This is a genomic window from Mycobacterium paraffinicum (assembly GCF_001907675.1).
In the GTDB taxonomy this organism is placed as follows: domain Bacteria; phylum Actinomycetota; class Actinomycetes; order Mycobacteriales; family Mycobacteriaceae; genus Mycobacterium; species Mycobacterium paraffinicum_A.
Map to the genome: position 1 here is coordinate 1 of NZ_MPNT01000017.1, position 16,300 is coordinate 16,300.

At 69.2% G+C, this 16,300-nt stretch carries 15 protein-coding genes and 1 pseudogene; 9 read left to right on the top strand and 7 right to left on the bottom strand.

The features are described 5' to 3' along the window. Positions 1–73 precede the first annotated feature (73 nt). Positions 74–325: pseudogene (locus BRW65_RS18455) on the top strand (hypothetical protein); the annotation flags it as partial. Positions 326–619: 294 nt separating this feature from the next. On the opposite strand, the gene BRW65_RS18460 reads toward BRW65_RS18455, so the two are convergent. Continuing rightward, the gene (locus BRW65_RS18460; RefSeq protein WP_073877086.1) at positions 620–1,846 is read right to left on the bottom strand and encodes a cytochrome P450; all 1,227 of its coding nucleotides are present in this window, start codon (positions 1,844–1,846) and stop codon (positions 620–622) included. 258 nt (positions 1,847–2,104) lie between these two features. Between BRW65_RS18460 and BRW65_RS18465 the strand changes: the two genes are divergently transcribed. The 3 genes from BRW65_RS18465 to BRW65_RS18475 all read left to right on the top strand — a co-directional run bounded on the left by BRW65_RS18465 (position 2,105) and on the right by BRW65_RS18475 (position 4,826). Further along, positions 2,105–3,214 carry a helix-turn-helix transcriptional regulator gene (locus BRW65_RS18465; RefSeq protein ID WP_073877088.1) on the top strand — a complete coding sequence of 370 codons (1,110 nt, stop codon included), beginning with the start codon at positions 2,105–2,107 and terminating at the stop codon, positions 3,212–3,214. A gap of 192 nt (positions 3,215–3,406) precedes the next feature. Further along, positions 3,407–3,970 carry an arsinothricin resistance N-acetyltransferase ArsN1 family B gene (locus BRW65_RS18470; RefSeq protein ID WP_073877255.1) on the top strand — a complete coding sequence of 188 codons (564 nt, stop codon included), beginning with the start codon at positions 3,407–3,409 and terminating at the stop codon, positions 3,968–3,970. A gap of 85 nt (positions 3,971–4,055) precedes the next feature. Beyond that, positions 4,056–4,826: a DUF6065 family protein gene (locus BRW65_RS18475; RefSeq protein WP_073877090.1), complete on the top strand. Its 771-nt coding sequence runs from the start codon at positions 4,056–4,058 to the stop codon at positions 4,824–4,826. Positions 4,827–4,829: 3 nt separating this feature from the next. Here BRW65_RS18475 and BRW65_RS18480 read toward each other — a convergent pair whose 3' ends face one another. After that, a complete protein-coding gene (locus tag BRW65_RS18480) occupies positions 4,830–6,269 on the bottom strand; it encodes an FAD-dependent oxidoreductase (RefSeq protein WP_073877092.1) in 1,440 nt (479 codons plus the stop codon). Then, complete coding sequence (locus BRW65_RS18485) at positions 6,266–6,673, bottom strand: hypothetical protein (RefSeq protein ID WP_073877094.1); 408 nt, start codon at positions 6,671–6,673, stop codon at positions 6,266–6,268. The genes BRW65_RS18480 and BRW65_RS18485 overlap by 4 nt, the downstream gene beginning before the upstream one ends. A 97-nt stretch (positions 6,674–6,770) precedes the next feature. Between BRW65_RS18485 and BRW65_RS18490 the strand changes: the two genes are divergently transcribed. The 4 genes from BRW65_RS18490 to BRW65_RS18505 are packed head-to-tail and all read left to right on the top strand — an operon-like array spanning position 6,771 to position 10,014. Beyond that, positions 6,771–7,343: a TetR family transcriptional regulator gene (locus tag BRW65_RS18490; protein WP_073877096.1), complete on the top strand. Its 573-nt coding sequence runs from the start codon at positions 6,771–6,773 to the stop codon at positions 7,341–7,343. 9 nt (positions 7,344–7,352) lie between these two features. After that, complete coding sequence (locus BRW65_RS18495; RefSeq protein ID WP_073877098.1) at positions 7,353–7,790, top strand: nitroreductase family deazaflavin-dependent oxidoreductase; 438 nt, start codon at positions 7,353–7,355, stop codon at positions 7,788–7,790. 38 nt (positions 7,791–7,828) lie between these two features. Then, positions 7,829–9,112: a threonine ammonia-lyase gene (gene ilvA, locus BRW65_RS18500; protein WP_073877100.1), complete on the top strand. Its 1,284-nt coding sequence runs from the start codon at positions 7,829–7,831 to the stop codon at positions 9,110–9,112. A 17-nt stretch (positions 9,113–9,129) separates the two neighbouring features. Beyond that, on the top strand, positions 9,130–10,014 hold the full coding sequence (locus BRW65_RS18505; RefSeq protein WP_073877102.1) for a phosphatase PAP2 family protein: 885 nt from the start codon (positions 9,130–9,132) through the stop codon (positions 10,012–10,014). 3 nt (positions 10,015–10,017) lie between these two features. Here BRW65_RS18505 and BRW65_RS18510 read toward each other — a convergent pair whose 3' ends face one another. Then, the gene (locus BRW65_RS18510; RefSeq protein ID WP_073877104.1) at positions 10,018–10,680 is read right to left on the bottom strand and encodes a pyridoxamine 5'-phosphate oxidase family protein; all 663 of its coding nucleotides are present in this window, start codon (positions 10,678–10,680) and stop codon (positions 10,018–10,020) included. Positions 10,681–10,715: 35 nt separating this feature from the next. Here BRW65_RS18510 and BRW65_RS18515 point away from each other — a divergent pair, with 35 nt between their 5' ends. After that, positions 10,716–12,044, top strand: coding sequence for an aminotransferase class I/II-fold pyridoxal phosphate-dependent enzyme (locus BRW65_RS18515; protein ID WP_073877106.1), 1,329 nt, complete (start codon positions 10,716–10,718; stop codon positions 12,042–12,044). Between the two features lies 1 nt (position 12,045). Here BRW65_RS18515 and BRW65_RS31785 read toward each other — a convergent pair whose 3' ends face one another. From BRW65_RS31785 to treY, 3 genes are read right to left on the bottom strand one after another with little or no spacing between them, the layout of a single operon-like run. Beyond that, the gene (locus tag BRW65_RS31785; protein ID WP_167374065.1) at positions 12,046–12,207 is read right to left on the bottom strand and encodes a hypothetical protein; all 162 of its coding nucleotides are present in this window, start codon (positions 12,205–12,207) and stop codon (positions 12,046–12,048) included. Positions 12,208–12,259: 52 nt separating this feature from the next. After that, positions 12,260–13,993: a malto-oligosyltrehalose trehalohydrolase gene (treZ, locus tag BRW65_RS18520; protein ID WP_073877108.1), complete on the bottom strand. Its 1,734-nt coding sequence runs from the start codon at positions 13,991–13,993 to the stop codon at positions 12,260–12,262. After that, positions 13,986–16,298: a malto-oligosyltrehalose synthase gene (treY, locus tag BRW65_RS18525; RefSeq protein WP_073877110.1), complete on the bottom strand. Its 2,313-nt coding sequence runs from the start codon at positions 16,296–16,298 to the stop codon at positions 13,986–13,988. Before treY ends, treZ begins: the two co-directional genes overlap by 8 nt. Between the last annotated feature and the right edge of the window lie 2 nt (positions 16,299–16,300).

Sequence of the window (16,300 nt, forward strand, 5' to 3'; positions counted from 1 at the left end):
GTGTCGTCGGTGGCCCGGCACCTACCTATCTCGGGGTAACCGGACGGCTGCCAGGAGGGTATATTAGGAACTTGTCACCAACCTGGTGCTGGTCTGCCCGTATCACCACCGGGCGCATCACCGCGGCTTGATCACCATCAGCGGAACCGCGACCGATCTCGTCGTCACCGACGACTGCGGTCGAGCATTGAGCCCCGGATCACTGGCCCATCCGCCCAACGATCCCCCGCCCGCCGTCCCACCATGGCCCGGGCCCCTCGGCGAACGCGCCGACTGGTGGTGGTACGACCCCTTCCAACCCCAACCACCACCCAGCACCAACTAGGTTGGTTCGCATACGTACCTATGGCCGGTGGCGGCGCTGAACACCCACCGTCGGTTCGCCGAGACGGTGACGGGCAAGCTCTTCTCATGATCCGTATCGCGACGCCACAGTTAAGGCGGAGACCGACCGACCTGCCCTGGCTCGCCAGCTTGCGTCAGGTGATGGGCTTCAAAATCGCGTCGGCGTTCTTCAATGGTGGGCTTCAGCGCACGAGCGGCATGCGGATGTCGCATGCATCTGCGCGCGACAGCCGACCGGCATATGCCGTCAGCCCGTTATCGGGAACGAGCGGTATCAGTGGGCGGCGCGTCCGGCGGGCATGAATCGGACGGGCATGGAGTTGATCCCATTCATCTGGTTTGACCACGTCCGTTTGACCGGGCCGGCGAGTTCCAAGCCAATCATCCGTTCGAGCACCTCAGGGATGATCGCCGCAGCTTCCACGCGCGCGAGGTTCGCACCGAGGCAGAAGTGGGTCCCGCCACCGCCGAAGGCGAGATGGGGGTTCGGTGCACGGCTTATGTCGAATTGGTTGGGGTCACCAAACCGCGTCTCGTCGCGGTTCGCCGATATATAGAACATCGCTGCCCGCTCGCCCGCCTTGACGGGTAGCCCCCGCAACCTTGTGTCACGGGTCGCCGTGCGTACGAAGTTCATGACTGGAGAAACGTAGCGCAGCATCTCCTCGATCGCCGACGGCATCAGCGACGGGTTAGCTGTGAGCCGTTGCCACTGATCTGGGTGTTCCATCAGGGCGAGGATCCCTCCTGCGACCAGGTTGCGGGTCGTTTCGCCCCCCGCATTGATCAGCAGCAGAACGAACATGTTGAACTCGATGTCGTTGAGGCGCTGGCCGTCGACTTCTGCCCGTAGCAGCGACGTAGCGATGTCATCGCCAGGCTCGGCGCGCTTTTGCGCCGCTAAGTCCGCGGCGTATTCGAACATCTGCGTAAGCGCTTGCTCGAAGCGCTCGTCGCCGTCGTAATTGCCGTTGTTGATGATTTCCACTAGATCGTAGAGTCGGCGGCCGTCTTTTACTGGAATGCCGAGCATTTCGGCAATAACGTAGGACGGCAGCGCGCCCGCGACGTCGTTCGCGAAGTCACATTCGCCTTGCTCGATCACTTCGTCGACGATCTGCCGGGCCAGGTCTGCGACGTGAGCGTTTAGCCGCGCGACCTGACGTGGCGCAAAGCCCTTATTGATCAACTTGCGAAATTCAGTGTGCCGTGGTGGGTCCATCGTCAACATCATCAGCTCAACAGCTGCTCGCTGTTCGGGTGTTGGGGGTTCAAAGACAATCCCGTTGATCTTTGAGGACCACGTTTCACTGTCTCGCGACACGGCCTGTACTTCGTCGTAGCCCGTCAGCGCCAAGAAGCCGGGTCCGTCCTTGTAGGGATGCCATGCAACCGGCGCACGCCTACGGAGCTGGCTGAATTCTTCGTAAGGCACACCGGTCTCATAGGTGCTTGGATCGGCAAGATCTACGCCGACGATATCAAGGGCGTTTACGGTCACGCTCCACCTCTCAATTCATACCCCGGCCGGGCTTGCGACCCCACACGGCGACGACCAAACCGCGCGGCGCACATCGCACTGCTCACCGTGATAACGCGATCGGCGATCTTGCCGCCGCATGCAGACCTGTTGCTATTTATTTATGCTCGCCGCGATCTGGCGATGCCTCATCCAAACGGAGGAGATTTGCATTACGCTTTGCGCAGCAATGACAGGACGGGCAGATGCAGCATCAGCGGTGGTATCGGAGCGCGGACGATGGCCACACTCGATGAGTTCTCGCAGATAGTCTCCGGGATTTATTCGGCGGTCATCACTCCCGAACGCTGGGACGTCACCATGGCTGATATCGGGCGCGCATTCGACGGTGCAAGTGCAGCGTTGGTGGTTACCGACGGTGCCACACGCTCAATCAAACACGCGCACATGCCCGCCGACGCAGCCAAGAGCTATGCCGAGCATTTCGCCGCAATCGACCATGTGCTGTCGGCGGTCCAGAGTGGGCCGGTTGGCGTTGTGCGCCCCGGCGCGGAACTGATGTGGCCCTATGAAAGATGCGAATTCGCAACGGACTGGGCCCGCCCCAACGGTTTCGAGGACGGAATGTTCATCCGCCTCGACGCCTCTCCAAGCGCCAAGAGTCTGGCCCTGGCAACACCCAAACGGTCGAAAAGGTTCGACACCGGTGAGCATGTCGCGTTTGCACAGCTTTTGGTGCCCCACTTGAAACAGGCCCTGCGGATGCAGCGTCAAGTCTCCGATCTCACTCATCGCAGCAGCGATCTTGCCTGGGTCAGCGAGACTGCCAAGCAAGCCATCGTCATCGTTGCGTCCGGAAGCAGGGTCATCTACACCAACCCGGCGGCCGAACAGGTCCTGCGGTCAGACGACGGACTGCGGATCCTCAGGGGGCGCCTCGAGGCCGCAACACGACACGCGGACACTAGGTTGCAAGAGGGCATCGCAACCGCACTAAAGCCACGTGGCCCCGACATCTGGGTCGGGTCGTTCGTCTGCGCCAGACCGTCCGGCCTGCGGCCCTACATCATTCACGTAGTACCGATCGACCACAGCACTGCGGCCCACCCGCGGTACGGGCGAGTGATCGTCGTCATCATCGACCCGGAACGGGAACCCGAACCGCCTGCAATGCTCTTGCGGCGCCTCTACGGTCTGACAACAAGCGAAGCGAAAGTTGCGCTGATGGTGGTACGAGCTGAAGGTTTGAAGCCGATCGCCGACGAGTTGTCGGTGTCCTTGACGACAGTCAAGACGCACCTCCGGCACGTCTTCGAGAAGACCGGCACGCACCGCCAAGCCGAACTCGTCCGGCTACTACTCACCCTTGACCCCTGTACCGGTGAGTGATTGCCGACGTCGGCGCCGGTCGCTTGGCATGCCGCCACGCCGAGCGGACAAAGCCGTGTGGACTCCGTGCGAGCGCGTGGCCGTGCCCCGGATGTAGCCAGGAACCCATGGCCGGTGGCTACGCGCGCCGGCGCTGAACACCCACCGTCGGTTCGCCGAGACGGTGACGGGCAAGCTCTTCTCATGATCCGTATGGCGACGCCGGAGGACGCGGACGCTATCGCCGAGATTTATGCGCCGTACGTCCTCGACTCCGCGATCTCCTTCGAGGTGGTTCCGCCGAGCGGCCAGGAAATGCGGTCGAGGCTGACCGCCACGCTGACCGACCTGCCCTGGCTGGTCGTCACCCATGCCGACGCCGTCAGGGGCTACGCCTACGCAAGTCCGCACGGCCAGCGGGCCGCCTACCGCTGGTCCGTCGACGTATCCGTCTATCTCGACCGGTCGCTTCACCGGACTGGCCATGGCCGCCGGATATACTCCGCGTTGTTCAATCTGCTTGCCGCGCAGGGTTATATCAATGCGTTCGCCGCCATTGCGCTGCCCAATCCCGCGAGCGTCGCTCTGCACGAGTCGATGGGTTTCGCCTGTGCCGGCGTGTTCGAGGGGGTGGGCTTCAAGAACGGGGCGTGGTGGGACATCGGCTGGTGGCGCCGCGACCTGGCGGACCGGCCCGGGCGGCCCAGTGACCCGCTGCCGTGGTCGGGTCTTCCGACTCGCACAATTGAGGCAGCGCTCAACGAACACGACCGATGACCGTTGGCGCGAGGCGGCACCGCCAGACGTGCGCAAAGACGGGCATGGACGACGTCCGCGGCAAGCGGCGAATCGAGGGGAATCGATGAGCGACAAGTCCCGGGGGGCCACGCGCCCGCTGATCGCGTTCACCACCGCAGACAACGCGCCGCCGATCACGCCCGCGCCGATCAGCCGGCCGTGGATGTCGAAGCTGCGCAACGGGTGGCCGAACCGGTGCCTGCCGATACTGATCGCCAACCAGAGCGGCTGGGAGCTGCGCAACCCGTGCGCATTCACCGCAACGTGGATGGGCGGCGACGACAGCCTGGGGGTGATCGTCGCGCCCGACCGCCGCGACCCCGCTCAGCTGCTGCCGTTCAGCCATTTCGGTCACGGCATCCTGACCTGGCACCTGCCGATGTTGTTCCGCACCCCGCCCGGTTACAACCTGTTGGTCCGCGGGCCGGCGAACTATCCGAAGGACGCGGTGTCGCCGTTGGAGGGCATCGTCGAAACCGATTGGGCCACCTCAAGTTTCAGCATGAGCTGGCAAATGACCCGCAAGATGATGCCGGTGCGGTTCGAGGTCGACGAGCCGATCTGCATGATCGTCCCGCAGCGCCGCGCGGAGCTGGAAGAGTTCGCGCCGGAACTCAGGCCGATCGACTCCGACGAGGAAGCGCGGCGTAAACACGAGTTCTTCCTGCGTTCACGCAGCGAGCTGGGCCACGCGCAGGCCGCGGTCAACACCGAACTGGGGGAAAAGGTGCCGTGGCAGGGCGACTACACCCGTGGCAAGCACGCCGACGGCGAGCCCGGTGCGCCCGATCACCAGACGCGAGTCCACCTGCGCCCGTTCGTCGACACGCGCTAGCGATCACCGCGTGCGCATCGCCGCCAGCTCGGCGATCCGGGTCGGCGCGTGGGCCGCAGACCCCGCCCAGCCGACGTACCCGTCGGGGCGCACGAGGACGGCCGGCCCGCGATCGGTCCGCTCGGCCTGCAGCATCCCGGGCGCCTCGACCGGTGGGGCGCCGCGTTCGCGGACCAGCACGAAACCCCCGGCGCGCTGCAATTCGGTCAACCGTCCCCCGGCGAGGGGAATCTGGGTGGCGCGGGTGCCGACCAGGCCGCGGCGGCCGTAGCGCAGCGTCGTGCCCGCGAAGCTGCCCGCCACCGTGTCGCGGACCGCCGGAATTCGAAGCAGCCTGGGCGCCAACACGTTCCGCAACCACCGAGCGGGGCGCGGATGCAGGGTCGCGGCGCGGGCCATCAGTCCGGACTGCACCAGCACGCGCTTGCCGATCGGGTGGCGTTCGGCGTGGTAGCTGTCCAGCAGCGCCTCGTCGGCGCCGCCGAGCACCGCGTCGAGCTTCCAGGCCAGGTTGGCGGCGTCCTGAATTCCGGTGTTCATGCCCTGGCCGCCCATGGGGGAGTGCACGTGCGCGGCGTCGCCGGCCAAGAACACCCGTCCGTGCCGGTACTGCTCGACTTGTCTTTCGTCGCAATGGAATCGGGACTTCCAGCCCACCTCGACGACGCCGTAGTCGGTGCGCATGCCGCGGGCGAGCACGTCGACGATCTCGGCGTCGGAAACGGGTTCGCCGTCGGGCACCTGATTCGCGCGGTCCCACAGCATGGCGCGATACCAGGAACCGTCCGCGCAGTCGTACGGAGCCAGAAAGGCCAGGACGTCACCGGGGGCGGCGGCCGTGAGGCCACCGCCGGCGGGCCCGTGCGCCAGCCTGACGTCGGCCAGCACGATCGACGTCAGCACCGTCTTGCCGGGGAATGCGGAGCCCACCAGCCGTCGCACCGTGCTGTGCGCGCCGTCGGCGCCGATCACATACCGCGCCCGCCACGTCAGCCGGTGCGCCGGATCGTCGTCGTCCTTCGGGCGAGCGGTGACGGTCACGCCGTCGGCGTCCTCGCGCAGCGCGACCACCTCGATGCCGCGCCGGATCTCGGCGCCCTCGGCCTCGGCGTAGCGGCGCAACGCCGCGTCGACGTGCGTCTGCGGGGTGATCAACACGAACGGATAGGGGGAGTCCAGGTGGGTCAGGTCGATCTGCGCACCGGCGAACAGCCGGACGCCCGGCGCGCGGTGCCCGAGCGCCAACAGGTCGTCGGCCAGGCCGCGCGCGTCGAGCAGTTCCAGGGTGCGCGCCATAGTGGCGAACGCGCGGCTTGCCGGGTTCTCGGTGGGCCAGCGTTCCAGCACCGTGACCGACCGCCCGGCGCGGGCCAGGTCGCCCGCGGCGGTCAGGCCGGTGGGTCCCGCCCCCACCACCAGGACGTCGACGTCGTGGGCGGTCATCGCGCGGCCCCCTCGGGCTGCGGGTACCAGCGACGGATGTCGCCGGGCGTGGACTGCGCGGCGCGGTTGAAGACGAACCGGCAGCCGGGTTGGGTCGCGTGCGCGGCGTTGACGATCGACTCGAACAGCAGCGTGTTGGCGGCGACCAGCCGAATCCCGGCCCCGATCAGCACCGCGTCGTAGCGCTTGGCCTCCAGCCACCGGCGGGCCTTGCCGGCGCCGGCCGCGCCGAAGTCGATCAAGCAGTTGTCGACCTCGTAGCCGGCGGCGCGCAACGCCGCGACGTTGTCGTCGTTGGCCGCACGCAACACCTCCTTGGACAGCCCGGCGAACTGCGCGAAATCCGGCGACGAGTAGTCGATCACGTCGGGATCGAGCCCGATCTGGATGACGGACACGGTCATGGCTGGGACCTCCCCGGAGTTGAGTTCAACAGTTGTTGAACTCAACGGTAGGCCGGGGTGCTGGCCGTGTCAACAGTTGTTGAATACAATCGCGGCCATGCCCGCGAAGACGCGCGACGGGAACCTCACCCGCGAAACCATCCTCCGCGCCGCGCGCGCCCAGTTCTCCACGCACGGCTTCGAGCGGACCACCATCCGCTCGATCGCGGCGGAGGCCGGCGTGGACCCCGCGCTCGTCATGCACTACTTCGGCAGCAAGGCCGACCTGTTCGCCGGCGTGTCGCGGCTCGAGGTCAGGTTTCCCGACCTGTCCGGCGTCGCGCCCGAGCGCCTCGCGGACGTGCTGGTTCCGCTGTTCGTCCAGGTGTGGGATCCGGACGGCTCGTTCCTGCCCCTGTTGCGCGCGGCCGCGACCAATCGCACGGCCGCCGACACGCTGCTGGCGGTGTTCGTCGAGCAGGTCGCTCCCGCGCTGGCCAGCGTCACCCCCGACCGCGCCGCCGAGCGGGCGGCGCTGGTGGGCTCGCAGGTGCTGGGAATCGCGATGGCCCGCTACGTCGTCGGGGTGCCGGCCCTGGCCGAGATGGACGACGCGGCGCTGACCGAGTGGGTACGCCCGGTGCTCGCGCGGTACCTGACGGGCCCCGCGCCCTCGAAGTCCCCGGCCTAGAGTTGGGGCATGCCACTTTCTGGGGAATACGCGCCGAGCCCATGGGATTGGTCCCGCGAACAGGCCGAGAAGTACGAGCAGTCGGGCGGGACCGAGGCCACCGACATGAAGGGGAAGCCCGTCATCGTCCTGACCACGGTCGGGGCCAAGACGGGCAAGCTCCGCAAGACCCCGCTGATGCGGGTCGAGCACGACGGCCAGTACGCGATCGTCGCCTCGCTGGGCGGTGCCCCCAAGCACCCCGTCTGGTACCACAATGTCGTCAAGAACCCCCGCGTCGAGCTGCAGGACGGCGCCACCACCCGCGAGTACGACGCGCGTGAGGTGTTCGGCGACGAAAAGGCGGTGTGGTGGGAGCGCGCCGTCGAGGCCTGGCCCGACTACGCCGAATACCAGAAGAAGACCGACCGCCAGATCCCGGTCTTCGTGCTCACCCCCGTCGACTGAATTCCTGGGTTGACCGGCTGGCATGGCACCATTGACCAGTGTCCGCCGAACTGAGCCAGCACCCGAGCGTGCCGTACGTTTGCGGGTCTGACATCGACCACGCGGCGAAGCGGATCGCCGCGGTGGTCACGCCGACCCCGCTGCAACACAGCGACCGGTTGTCGGCGATCACCGGCGCGCAGGTCTACCTCAAGCGGGAAGACCTGCAGGTGGTGCGCTCCTACAAGCTGCGCGGGGCCTACAACCTGCTGGTGCAGCTGTCCGAGGAGGAGCTCGCCGCCGGGGTGGTGTGCTCGTCGGCCGGCAATCACGCGCAGGGCTTCGCGTACGCGTGTCGGACGCTGGGGGTGCACGGCCGCGTCTATGTGCCCGCCAAGACCCCGCAGCAGAAGCGCGACCGGATCCGCTACCACGGCGGGGAGTTCATCGAACTGATCGTGGGCGGGACGACGTATGACCTGGCCGCCGAGGCCGCGTTGGCCGACGTCGAACGCACCGGCGCCACGCTGGTGCCCCCGTATGACGACCTGCGCACCATCGCCGGTCAGGGCACCATCGCCGTCGAGCTGCTGGATCAGCTGGACGCGGAGCCGGACCTGGTCGTCGTCCCCGTCGGCGGGGGCGGCTGCATCGCCGGCATCACCACCTACCTGGCCGAGCGGACGACGAATACCTCGGTGCTGGGTGTCGAACCGGCCGGGGCCGCCGCGATGATGGCCGCGCTGGCCGCCGGCGAGCCGGTGACGCTGGATCATGTCGACCAGTTCGTCGACGGTGCCGCGGTGCGCCGCGCGGGCACGCTGACCTACGCCGCGCTTGCGGCCGCCGGGGACATGGTCTCGATCACCACGGTCGACGAGGGTGCGGTGTGCACCGCGATGCTGGACCTGTATCAGAACGAGGGCATCATCGCCGAGCCCGCGGGTGCGCTGTCGGTCGCGGGGCTGCTCGAGGCGGACGTCGAGCCCGGCTCGAGCGTGGTGTGCCTCATCTCCGGCGGCAACAACGACGTCTCGCGCTACGGCGAGGTGCTGGAGCGGTCGTTGGTCCACCTCGGCCTCAAGCACTACTTCCTGGTGGACTTCCCGCAGGAGCCCGGCGCGCTGCGCCGGTTCCTCGACGAGGTGCTGGGACCCGACGACGACATCACGCTGTTCGAGTACATCAAGCGCAACAACCGCGAGACCGGCGAGGCGCTGGTGGGCATCCAGTTGGCGTCGTCGGCCGACCTGGACGGCCTGCTCGCCCGGATGCGGGCGACGGAGCTGCACGTCGAACGCCTCGAGCCGGGTTCGCCCGCCTACCGCTACCTGTTGTTCTAGAACCCGGGCCGCAGTGCATGGACCAGCAGTATGGCCCCGGTGCTGGCGGGTTCGGCCTGGTCGGCGCCGGTGTCGTCGTTCTGTTCGTGCTGCTTGCGTGGGTGGCGATTCGGGTCGCCCGGGGCGGACCCCCGTTCCGGACGCTCTGGGCGAGGGTCTCCGAGACGCTGACCTGGGCCCGTGACCGGATCAGTGACCGAGGGTGGTCGCTGGCCCGTCGGTGGTCGGAGAGTGAGGTCGCCGGTGCCGCACTGCTTTTCGGTCTGGCCGTGGTCGTCGCGCTTGCGGTCGGCTTCAGCGAGATCCTCGAGGACGTGCTCGAGGGCGACGGCATCGTCGGAATCGACCAACCGGTGACTCGGTGGCTCGCGGCCCACCGTGAGCTGTGGCTGACCGCGGCTTTGCGGGCGGTCACCGTCGCGGGCGGACCCCTCTTCCTGGCAGCGATCGCGTTCCCGATTTCCGTTGCCGCCGGTTACCGGAGCAGGTCGTGGCGGCCCGTGGTGCTCGCCCTGGTTGGCGGCGGCGGGGTTCCGCTGGTGCTCTTCACCGCCAAGGCCTTGGTGGGTCGGCCACGACCGCCCCTGCCCTTTGCGCTCGTCGACGCGGACGGGTATTCGTTCCCGTCCGGACACGCCACCGGCACCGCCGCGGTCGTGGTGATCTCCGCGTGGATGCTGACCCGGTGGCTGATCATGCGGTGGACCGGGCGGGTGATCGTGTGGACGGTCGCGATCGGCTCGGCGTTCCTGATCGGGTTCTCGCGGATCTACCTAGGAGTCCATTACGTCAGCGACGTGCTCTCCGGCTGGATGCTGGGCCTAGCCTGGGCCGGCACCGTCATGCTCGTCGGAACCTGGTGGGACGACGTCCGGCGCGCACGCGGCACGCGGCCGAGGTGAGCCTCAGGCGCTTCGCCCGCTGAGGTACGGCGGCACGGGAGTGCGGGGGTCGAGGTCCCCGGCCGGCACCGGCGGCCCGGCCGTCACGCTCAGCGGCACCACCCCGGCCCAGTGCGGCAGCGCGCAATCGTCCGGATCGTCCACCGGCCCGCCGCTGCGCACCTTGGCCGACACCTCCACCAGGTCGAGGGCGAGCACCCCCGTCGCGGCCAGCTCGCGCGGGTTCGGGGCTCGGCAGTCGGCGGCGCGCCCGGGCGCGATGTGATCGAGCAGCCCGACCAGCGCCCGCAGTTTCTCCGCCGCGTCGTCGACCACGCGCGCGGCGCCGAGCACGACGACCGAGCGGAAGTTCACCGAGTGGTGCATGGCGGACCGCGCCAGCACCAGCCCGTCCACCAGGGTGACGGTGACGCACACGGGCAACCCCGCCGGCGCCGCGCCGGCCGCGAGCACGGGGCCGCTGCCGGTCGAACCGTGCAGGTAGAGGGTCTCGCCCACGCGGACGTGGGTGGTCGGGAGGACCACCGGTCGGCCGTTGCCGAGGTAGCCCAGGTGGCAGATCAGCGCCTCGTCCAGGATCCGGTGGACGGTCTCGCGGTCGTACCGCGCGCGTTCCCGGTAGCGGGTGGGCGTCGTGCGCTGAGTCGGCTGGTATCCGGTCACCATGGAGATTGCCTTTGTTCTAGTACATAATTGATTGCGTGACAGTACAAAACAGCATATCCGGGTCGGGTGCGGAATCCATAGCCGCCAGCGTCGAGGAGGCCATCTCGGCGGGCTCGCTGGCGCCCGGCGACACGCTGCCGCCCGTCCGCGACCTCGCCGCCCGGCTCGGGGTGAACGCCAACACCGCCGCCGCGGCCTATCGACTGTTACGGCAGCGCGGCGCCGTGGAGACCGCCGGCCGGCGCGGTACCCGCGTCCGGCAACGCCCGGCGACCACCCCCCGATCCCTGCTGGGGCTCAACGTCCCCGCCGGGGTGCGCGATCTGTCGACCGGCAATCCCGACCCCGCCCTGTTGCCCCTGGCCGGAGCCTCCCTGCCCGGGCCGGTCGTGGGCCGCCCGGTGCTGTACGGCGAGCCGGCCATGTCGGCGGCCTTGGTGGAGTTCGCCCGGGCGGCGCTGTCCGCCGACGGCGTCCCGGCCGAACACCTCGCGGTGACCAGCGGCGCACTCGATGGCATCGAACGCGTGCTCAACGCCCACCTACGCCCCGGCGACCGCGTCGCCGTCGAGGATCCGGGCTGGGCCAACCTCCTCGATCTGCTTGCGGCCCTTGGTCTTTCGGCCGAGCCCGTGCGCGTCGACGACGACGGGCCAGTGCCCGCCGACCTGGCGCGGGCGCTGGACCGCGGTGTGCGCGGGCTCATCGTCACCACCCGCGCCCAGAACCCGACCGGGGCGGCGTTGTCCGCCGGCCGCCGCGACGAGCTACGCAACCTGTTGGTGCGCGGGGCCCCGGATCTGCTGCTGGTCGAAGACGACCACTGCGCCGGCATCTCGGGCGCGGCGCTGCACACGTTGGCCGGCGTGACCGAGCGATGGGCGTTCGTGCGGTCCGCGTCCAAGGCCTACGGCCCGGACCTGCGGGTGGCCGTGCTGGCGGGAGATCGGCGCACCGTCGAGCGTGTGCACGGCCGCCTGCGACTCGGGCCCGCCTGGGTCAGCCACCTGCTGCAGGACCTGGCCGTCAGCCTGTGGTCGGACCCGGCGGCTGCGCGCCTCGTCGCGACGGCCGAGCGGCGGTACGCCGACACCCGCCTGCGGTTGTCCGCCGCGCTGGCCGAGCGCGGCGTCGCCGCGAGTGGCCGCTCCGGACTCAACGTGTGGGTACCGGTGCCCGACGAGACGGTCGCGGTCACCCGGTTGCTGGGGGCGGGCTGGGCCGCCGCGCCGGGCACGCGGTTCCGCATCGGCACCGCCCCGGGCATCCGCGTCACCATCGCCGACGTCGGCGCCGACGAGATCGACCCGCTGGCGGACGAGATCGCCGCGGCGGTGCACAGCGCGGGCCGCCCCAGCGTCTAGGTCAAGCCCCTTCGGTGCACCCGAGGCCGGGGCCCGTCCACAACAACTCCACGCTGCGCTCCGGGGGCGCCTCGTCGAGCGCGGCGAGCGGAGCCGAAACCGGCTTCTTCTTCCTCTTCTTCCTCAGTAAGCCGATCCAGCGGCCGAACACGGTTTGATCCATGGCCGAATCATCGGCGGTCGCCCCCGGGTTCGCGCACCGTTATCCACAAGCGTCAGCCCTGAGCGCGCACCGCGAGGACGGCAAGCGAATGTCCTTCGAGCACCGTCTTGTCGGCCTCGACGGCGGGGTCGCCCCAGGCCAGCACCACGTCACCGGCGACGGGCACCGTCACCGCCTCGGCGGCGAGGTTGCACACGATGCGCAACCTCCCGCGGGACACGCTGATCCAGCGTTGCTCCTCGTCGAAGTCGACGGCGAGGTGCGCCAGCCAGGGATCGGCGAGGTCGGGGTCGCGGTGCCGCAGAGCGATCAGGTCGCGGTAGAACCGGTGCAGCCGGCCGTGCTCGCCGGAGTCCACCTCGGCCCAGTCGAGTTTCGACCGCTCGAACGTCTGCGGATCCTGGGGGTCGGGGATCTCGTCGGCGTCCCAGCCGTGTTCGGCGAACTCGGCCTTGCGCCCTTCCGCGGTGGCCTTGGCCAGTTCCGGCTCGGGATGCGAGCTGAAGAATTGGAACGGGGTCGACGCCGCGTACTCCTCGCCCATGAAAAGCATTGCGGTGAAGGGCGTGCCGAGCGCGAGCGCGGCCTTGATCGCCAGCTGGCCGCCGGACAGGTTCTGCGACGGGCGGTCCCCGAGCGCCCGGTTGCCGACCTGGTCATGGGTGCAGGTGTAGGCGACCAGCCGGGTGGCCGGGATGGACCCCGTGTCCAGCGGGCGGCCGTGCCGGCGGCGCCGGAACGACGAATAGGTGGCGGCGTGAAAGTAGCCGTGGCGCAGGGTCTGCGCCAGGGTGGCCAGGCTGCCGAAGTCGGCGTAGTAGCCCTGGCGCTCGCCGGACACCGCGGTGTGGATGGCGTGGTGGATGTCGTCGGCCCATTGCGCGGTCAGGCCGTAACCGCCCCGGTCGCGCGCGGTAACCAGCCGCGGGTCGTTCAGATCGCTCTCGGCGATCAGCGACAGCGGGCGGCCCACTTGCCGTGACAGCCAATCGGTTTCGGTCGCAAGCTCCTCGAGGATGTGGATAGCCGTCGTGTCGACCAGGGCGTGCACGGCGTCCAGGCGCAGCCCGTCGGCGTGGAAATCGCGCATCCAGCGCAGCGCGCACCCGATGATGTAGCGCCGGACCTCGTCGGAGTCGGCGTCGGCGATGTTGATGCCCTCGCCCCACGGGTTGCTCGCCGACGACAGGTACGGGCCGAACCTGGGCAGGTAGTTGCCCGACGGGCCGAGGTGGTTGAACACCGCGTCGATCAGGACGCCCAGGCCCCGCGCGTGGCAGGCGTCGACGAACCGGACCAGGGCGTCGGGGCCGCCGTAGGGCTCGTGCACGCTGTACCACAGCACGCCGTCGTAACCCCAACCATGCGTTCCGGCAAAGGAATTCACCGGCATCAGCTCGACGAAGTCGACGCCGAGGTCCACCAGGTAGTCCAGCTTCCCGATGGCGGCGTCGAGGGTGCCCGCCGGGGTGAAGGTGCCGAGGTGCAGTTCGTAGATAACCGCGCCCTCGACCGACCGGCCCGGCCACTCTCCGTCGGTCCAGGCGGCGCCGGCCGGGTCCCACAGCTGCGAGCGGGCGTGCACGCCGTCGGGCTGGCGGGGCGAGCGCGGGTCGGGCAGCACCGTGGGATCGTCGTCGAGCAGGAACCCGTACCGGGCGTCCGCGGCCGCGTCCACGGACGCGTGCCACCAGCCGTCGTCCGAGCGCGTCATCGGGTGCACCTGGCCCTCGACGTCGAGCCGGACCAGCTCCGGTTTAGGTGCCCAGACGCGGAATTCAGTCATGGTGGCGCTCCAGCAACGCGACGGGCAGCTCGGCGAACAACTGGGCCGCCGCCGTCGGCCCGTCCGCGATGGCGCCGGTCAGCGCGTCCTTCCAGGTGCCCTCCGGCAGCGCCAGCACCGTATTGCCCCAACCGGTTTCGGTCAGGCGCAGCGTCCACCGGGTCACCGCGACCACGATGTCCCCACCCCGGCGGAAGGCCAGCACGTGATCGCCGGCATCCCCGTCGGCCAGCACGGGAACGTAGTCGCCACGCAGGAAGGTGTCCGGGTGGGCGCGCCGCACCCGAAGCGCGGTCGTGACCACCCGAATCTTGGGCTGCGCCAACGCCTTCAGCGCGGCGCGCCGCGCGGCGTAGTCGACGGCCCGGCGATTGTCCGGGTCCACCAGGCTGTCGTCCCACAGTTCGGTGCCCTGGTAGACGTCGGGTATCCCGGGCACGGTCAAAGCCAGCAGCTTCTGGCCCAACGCGTCGCTGGCGGCGTGCGGGTTGAGCTGGGCGACGAGCTCGGTGAGCTGGCCTGCCACCGGGCCGTCGAACACGCTGTCCAGCCACCGGTGCACCCCCTCCTCGAACTCGGTGTCCGGATCGTTCCACGAGGTATGCCAGGCCGCCTCCCGGATCGCCTTCTCGGCGTACGCGTGCAGGCGCTCGCGCAACTCGGGGGTCACCTCGCCGCTGACCGGCCACACGCCGAAGATGTTCTGCCACAGGAACTGTCCGGAGAGAGGGTCGGGGGAGGGGGCTTCGACCTCCCAGCGGGCGACGAACTCGGTCCACAGCGACGGGACCTGCGAGAGCACCCCGATCCTCGCCCGCACGTCCTCACCGCGTTTGGTGTCATGGGTGGTCAGTGTCGTCATGGTCTGCGGCCACAGCCGGGCGCGGGTGGCCGCCCTCTGGTGGAACTCCGCCGCGCCGACACCGAAGCGATGCGGCTCACCCCCGACCTCGTTGAGCGACACCAGCCGCGCGTCACGGTAGAAGTAGCAGTCCTCGCTCGCTTTGGCGGTCACCGCACCGCAGAGCTGCTGCAGCCGGGTGGCCGGCTCGCCGCCCCGGGCCACGGCGGCGGCGATCACCTGTAGGGCGGGCCCCAATTCCGGTGACTGCGCCTGTGTTTCGGCCAGCGCGGTGGGCATGATCGCGGACAGCGCCGGGTAGTCGCAGCGGTACACGCCGATGTGGGTGAGCAGCGCGGCCACCGCTTCGGGCAACTGCGGGTGGTCCGAGCCGGCCGCGGCCACGATGGCGCGGCGCAGCCGGCGCAGTTCGCTCGCGAGCGTGTCGGTGGCCGCGCGGATCTTGAGGTCCGCCAACATCTCCGGGGTCGCGCCGTAGTCCAGCCCCGCCGATTCGACAAGTTCGGTCAGCGCGGGCTTGCCACTGGGGTCGACGAAGACCCCGCCCGTCTCCCGAAGCACGTCGTACCCGGTGGTTCCCCCGATGGGCAGCGTGGGTTCGAGCGCCTCGTCGACGGCCAGGATCTTCTCGATCACGATCCACGTTTGCGGCCCAACCGCTTCGCGCAGCCACGCCAGGTAGCCGCACGGGTCGGACAGCCCGTCGGGATGGTCGATGCGCAGACCGTCGACGAGGCCCTCGGCGACCCACCGGGCCACCTCGGCGTGGGTGGCGTCGAACACCGCGCGGTCTTCCTGGCGCAGCCCGGCCAGGGAAGTGATCGAGAAGAAGCGCCGGTAGCCGCACACGCCGTTGCGCCAGCCCACCAGCCGGTAGTGCTGGCGGTCATGGACCAGCGCGCCGTCCTCGGGCCCGGCGCCCTCGGCGGTGCCGGGCGCGATGGGAAGCGCCAGGTCGCCCAGCCGCAGCAGGTCCCCGTCGACGTGCAAGCCGGCGGCGTCGTCGTCGGAACCGAGGATCGGCAGCACGATACGGCCGTCCTCGTCGAGGTCCCAGTCGATGTCGAAATACGTTGCGTACTTCGACGAACGGCCGTGCCGCAACACGTCCCACCACCATGCGTTCTGTTGCGGCTGGTCGATGCCCACGTGATTGGGCACGATGTCGACGACGAGGCCGATGCCGCGCTCCCGCGCCGCGGCCGACAGCCGCTCCAGCCCCGCGCGGCCACCGAGTTCGGGGGAGACGGTCGTCGGGTCGGTGACGTCGTAGCCGTGGTTCGACCCGGTGGCCGCGGTCAAGATCGGGGACAGGTAGAGGTGCGATACCCCGAGTTCGTCCAGGTAGTCCAGCAGGTCCTCGGCATCGGCGAAGGTGAACGCGAACCCGCTGGCCTCACCGCGCAGCTGCAACCGGTAGGTCGAGAGTATCGGAAACGGCATGC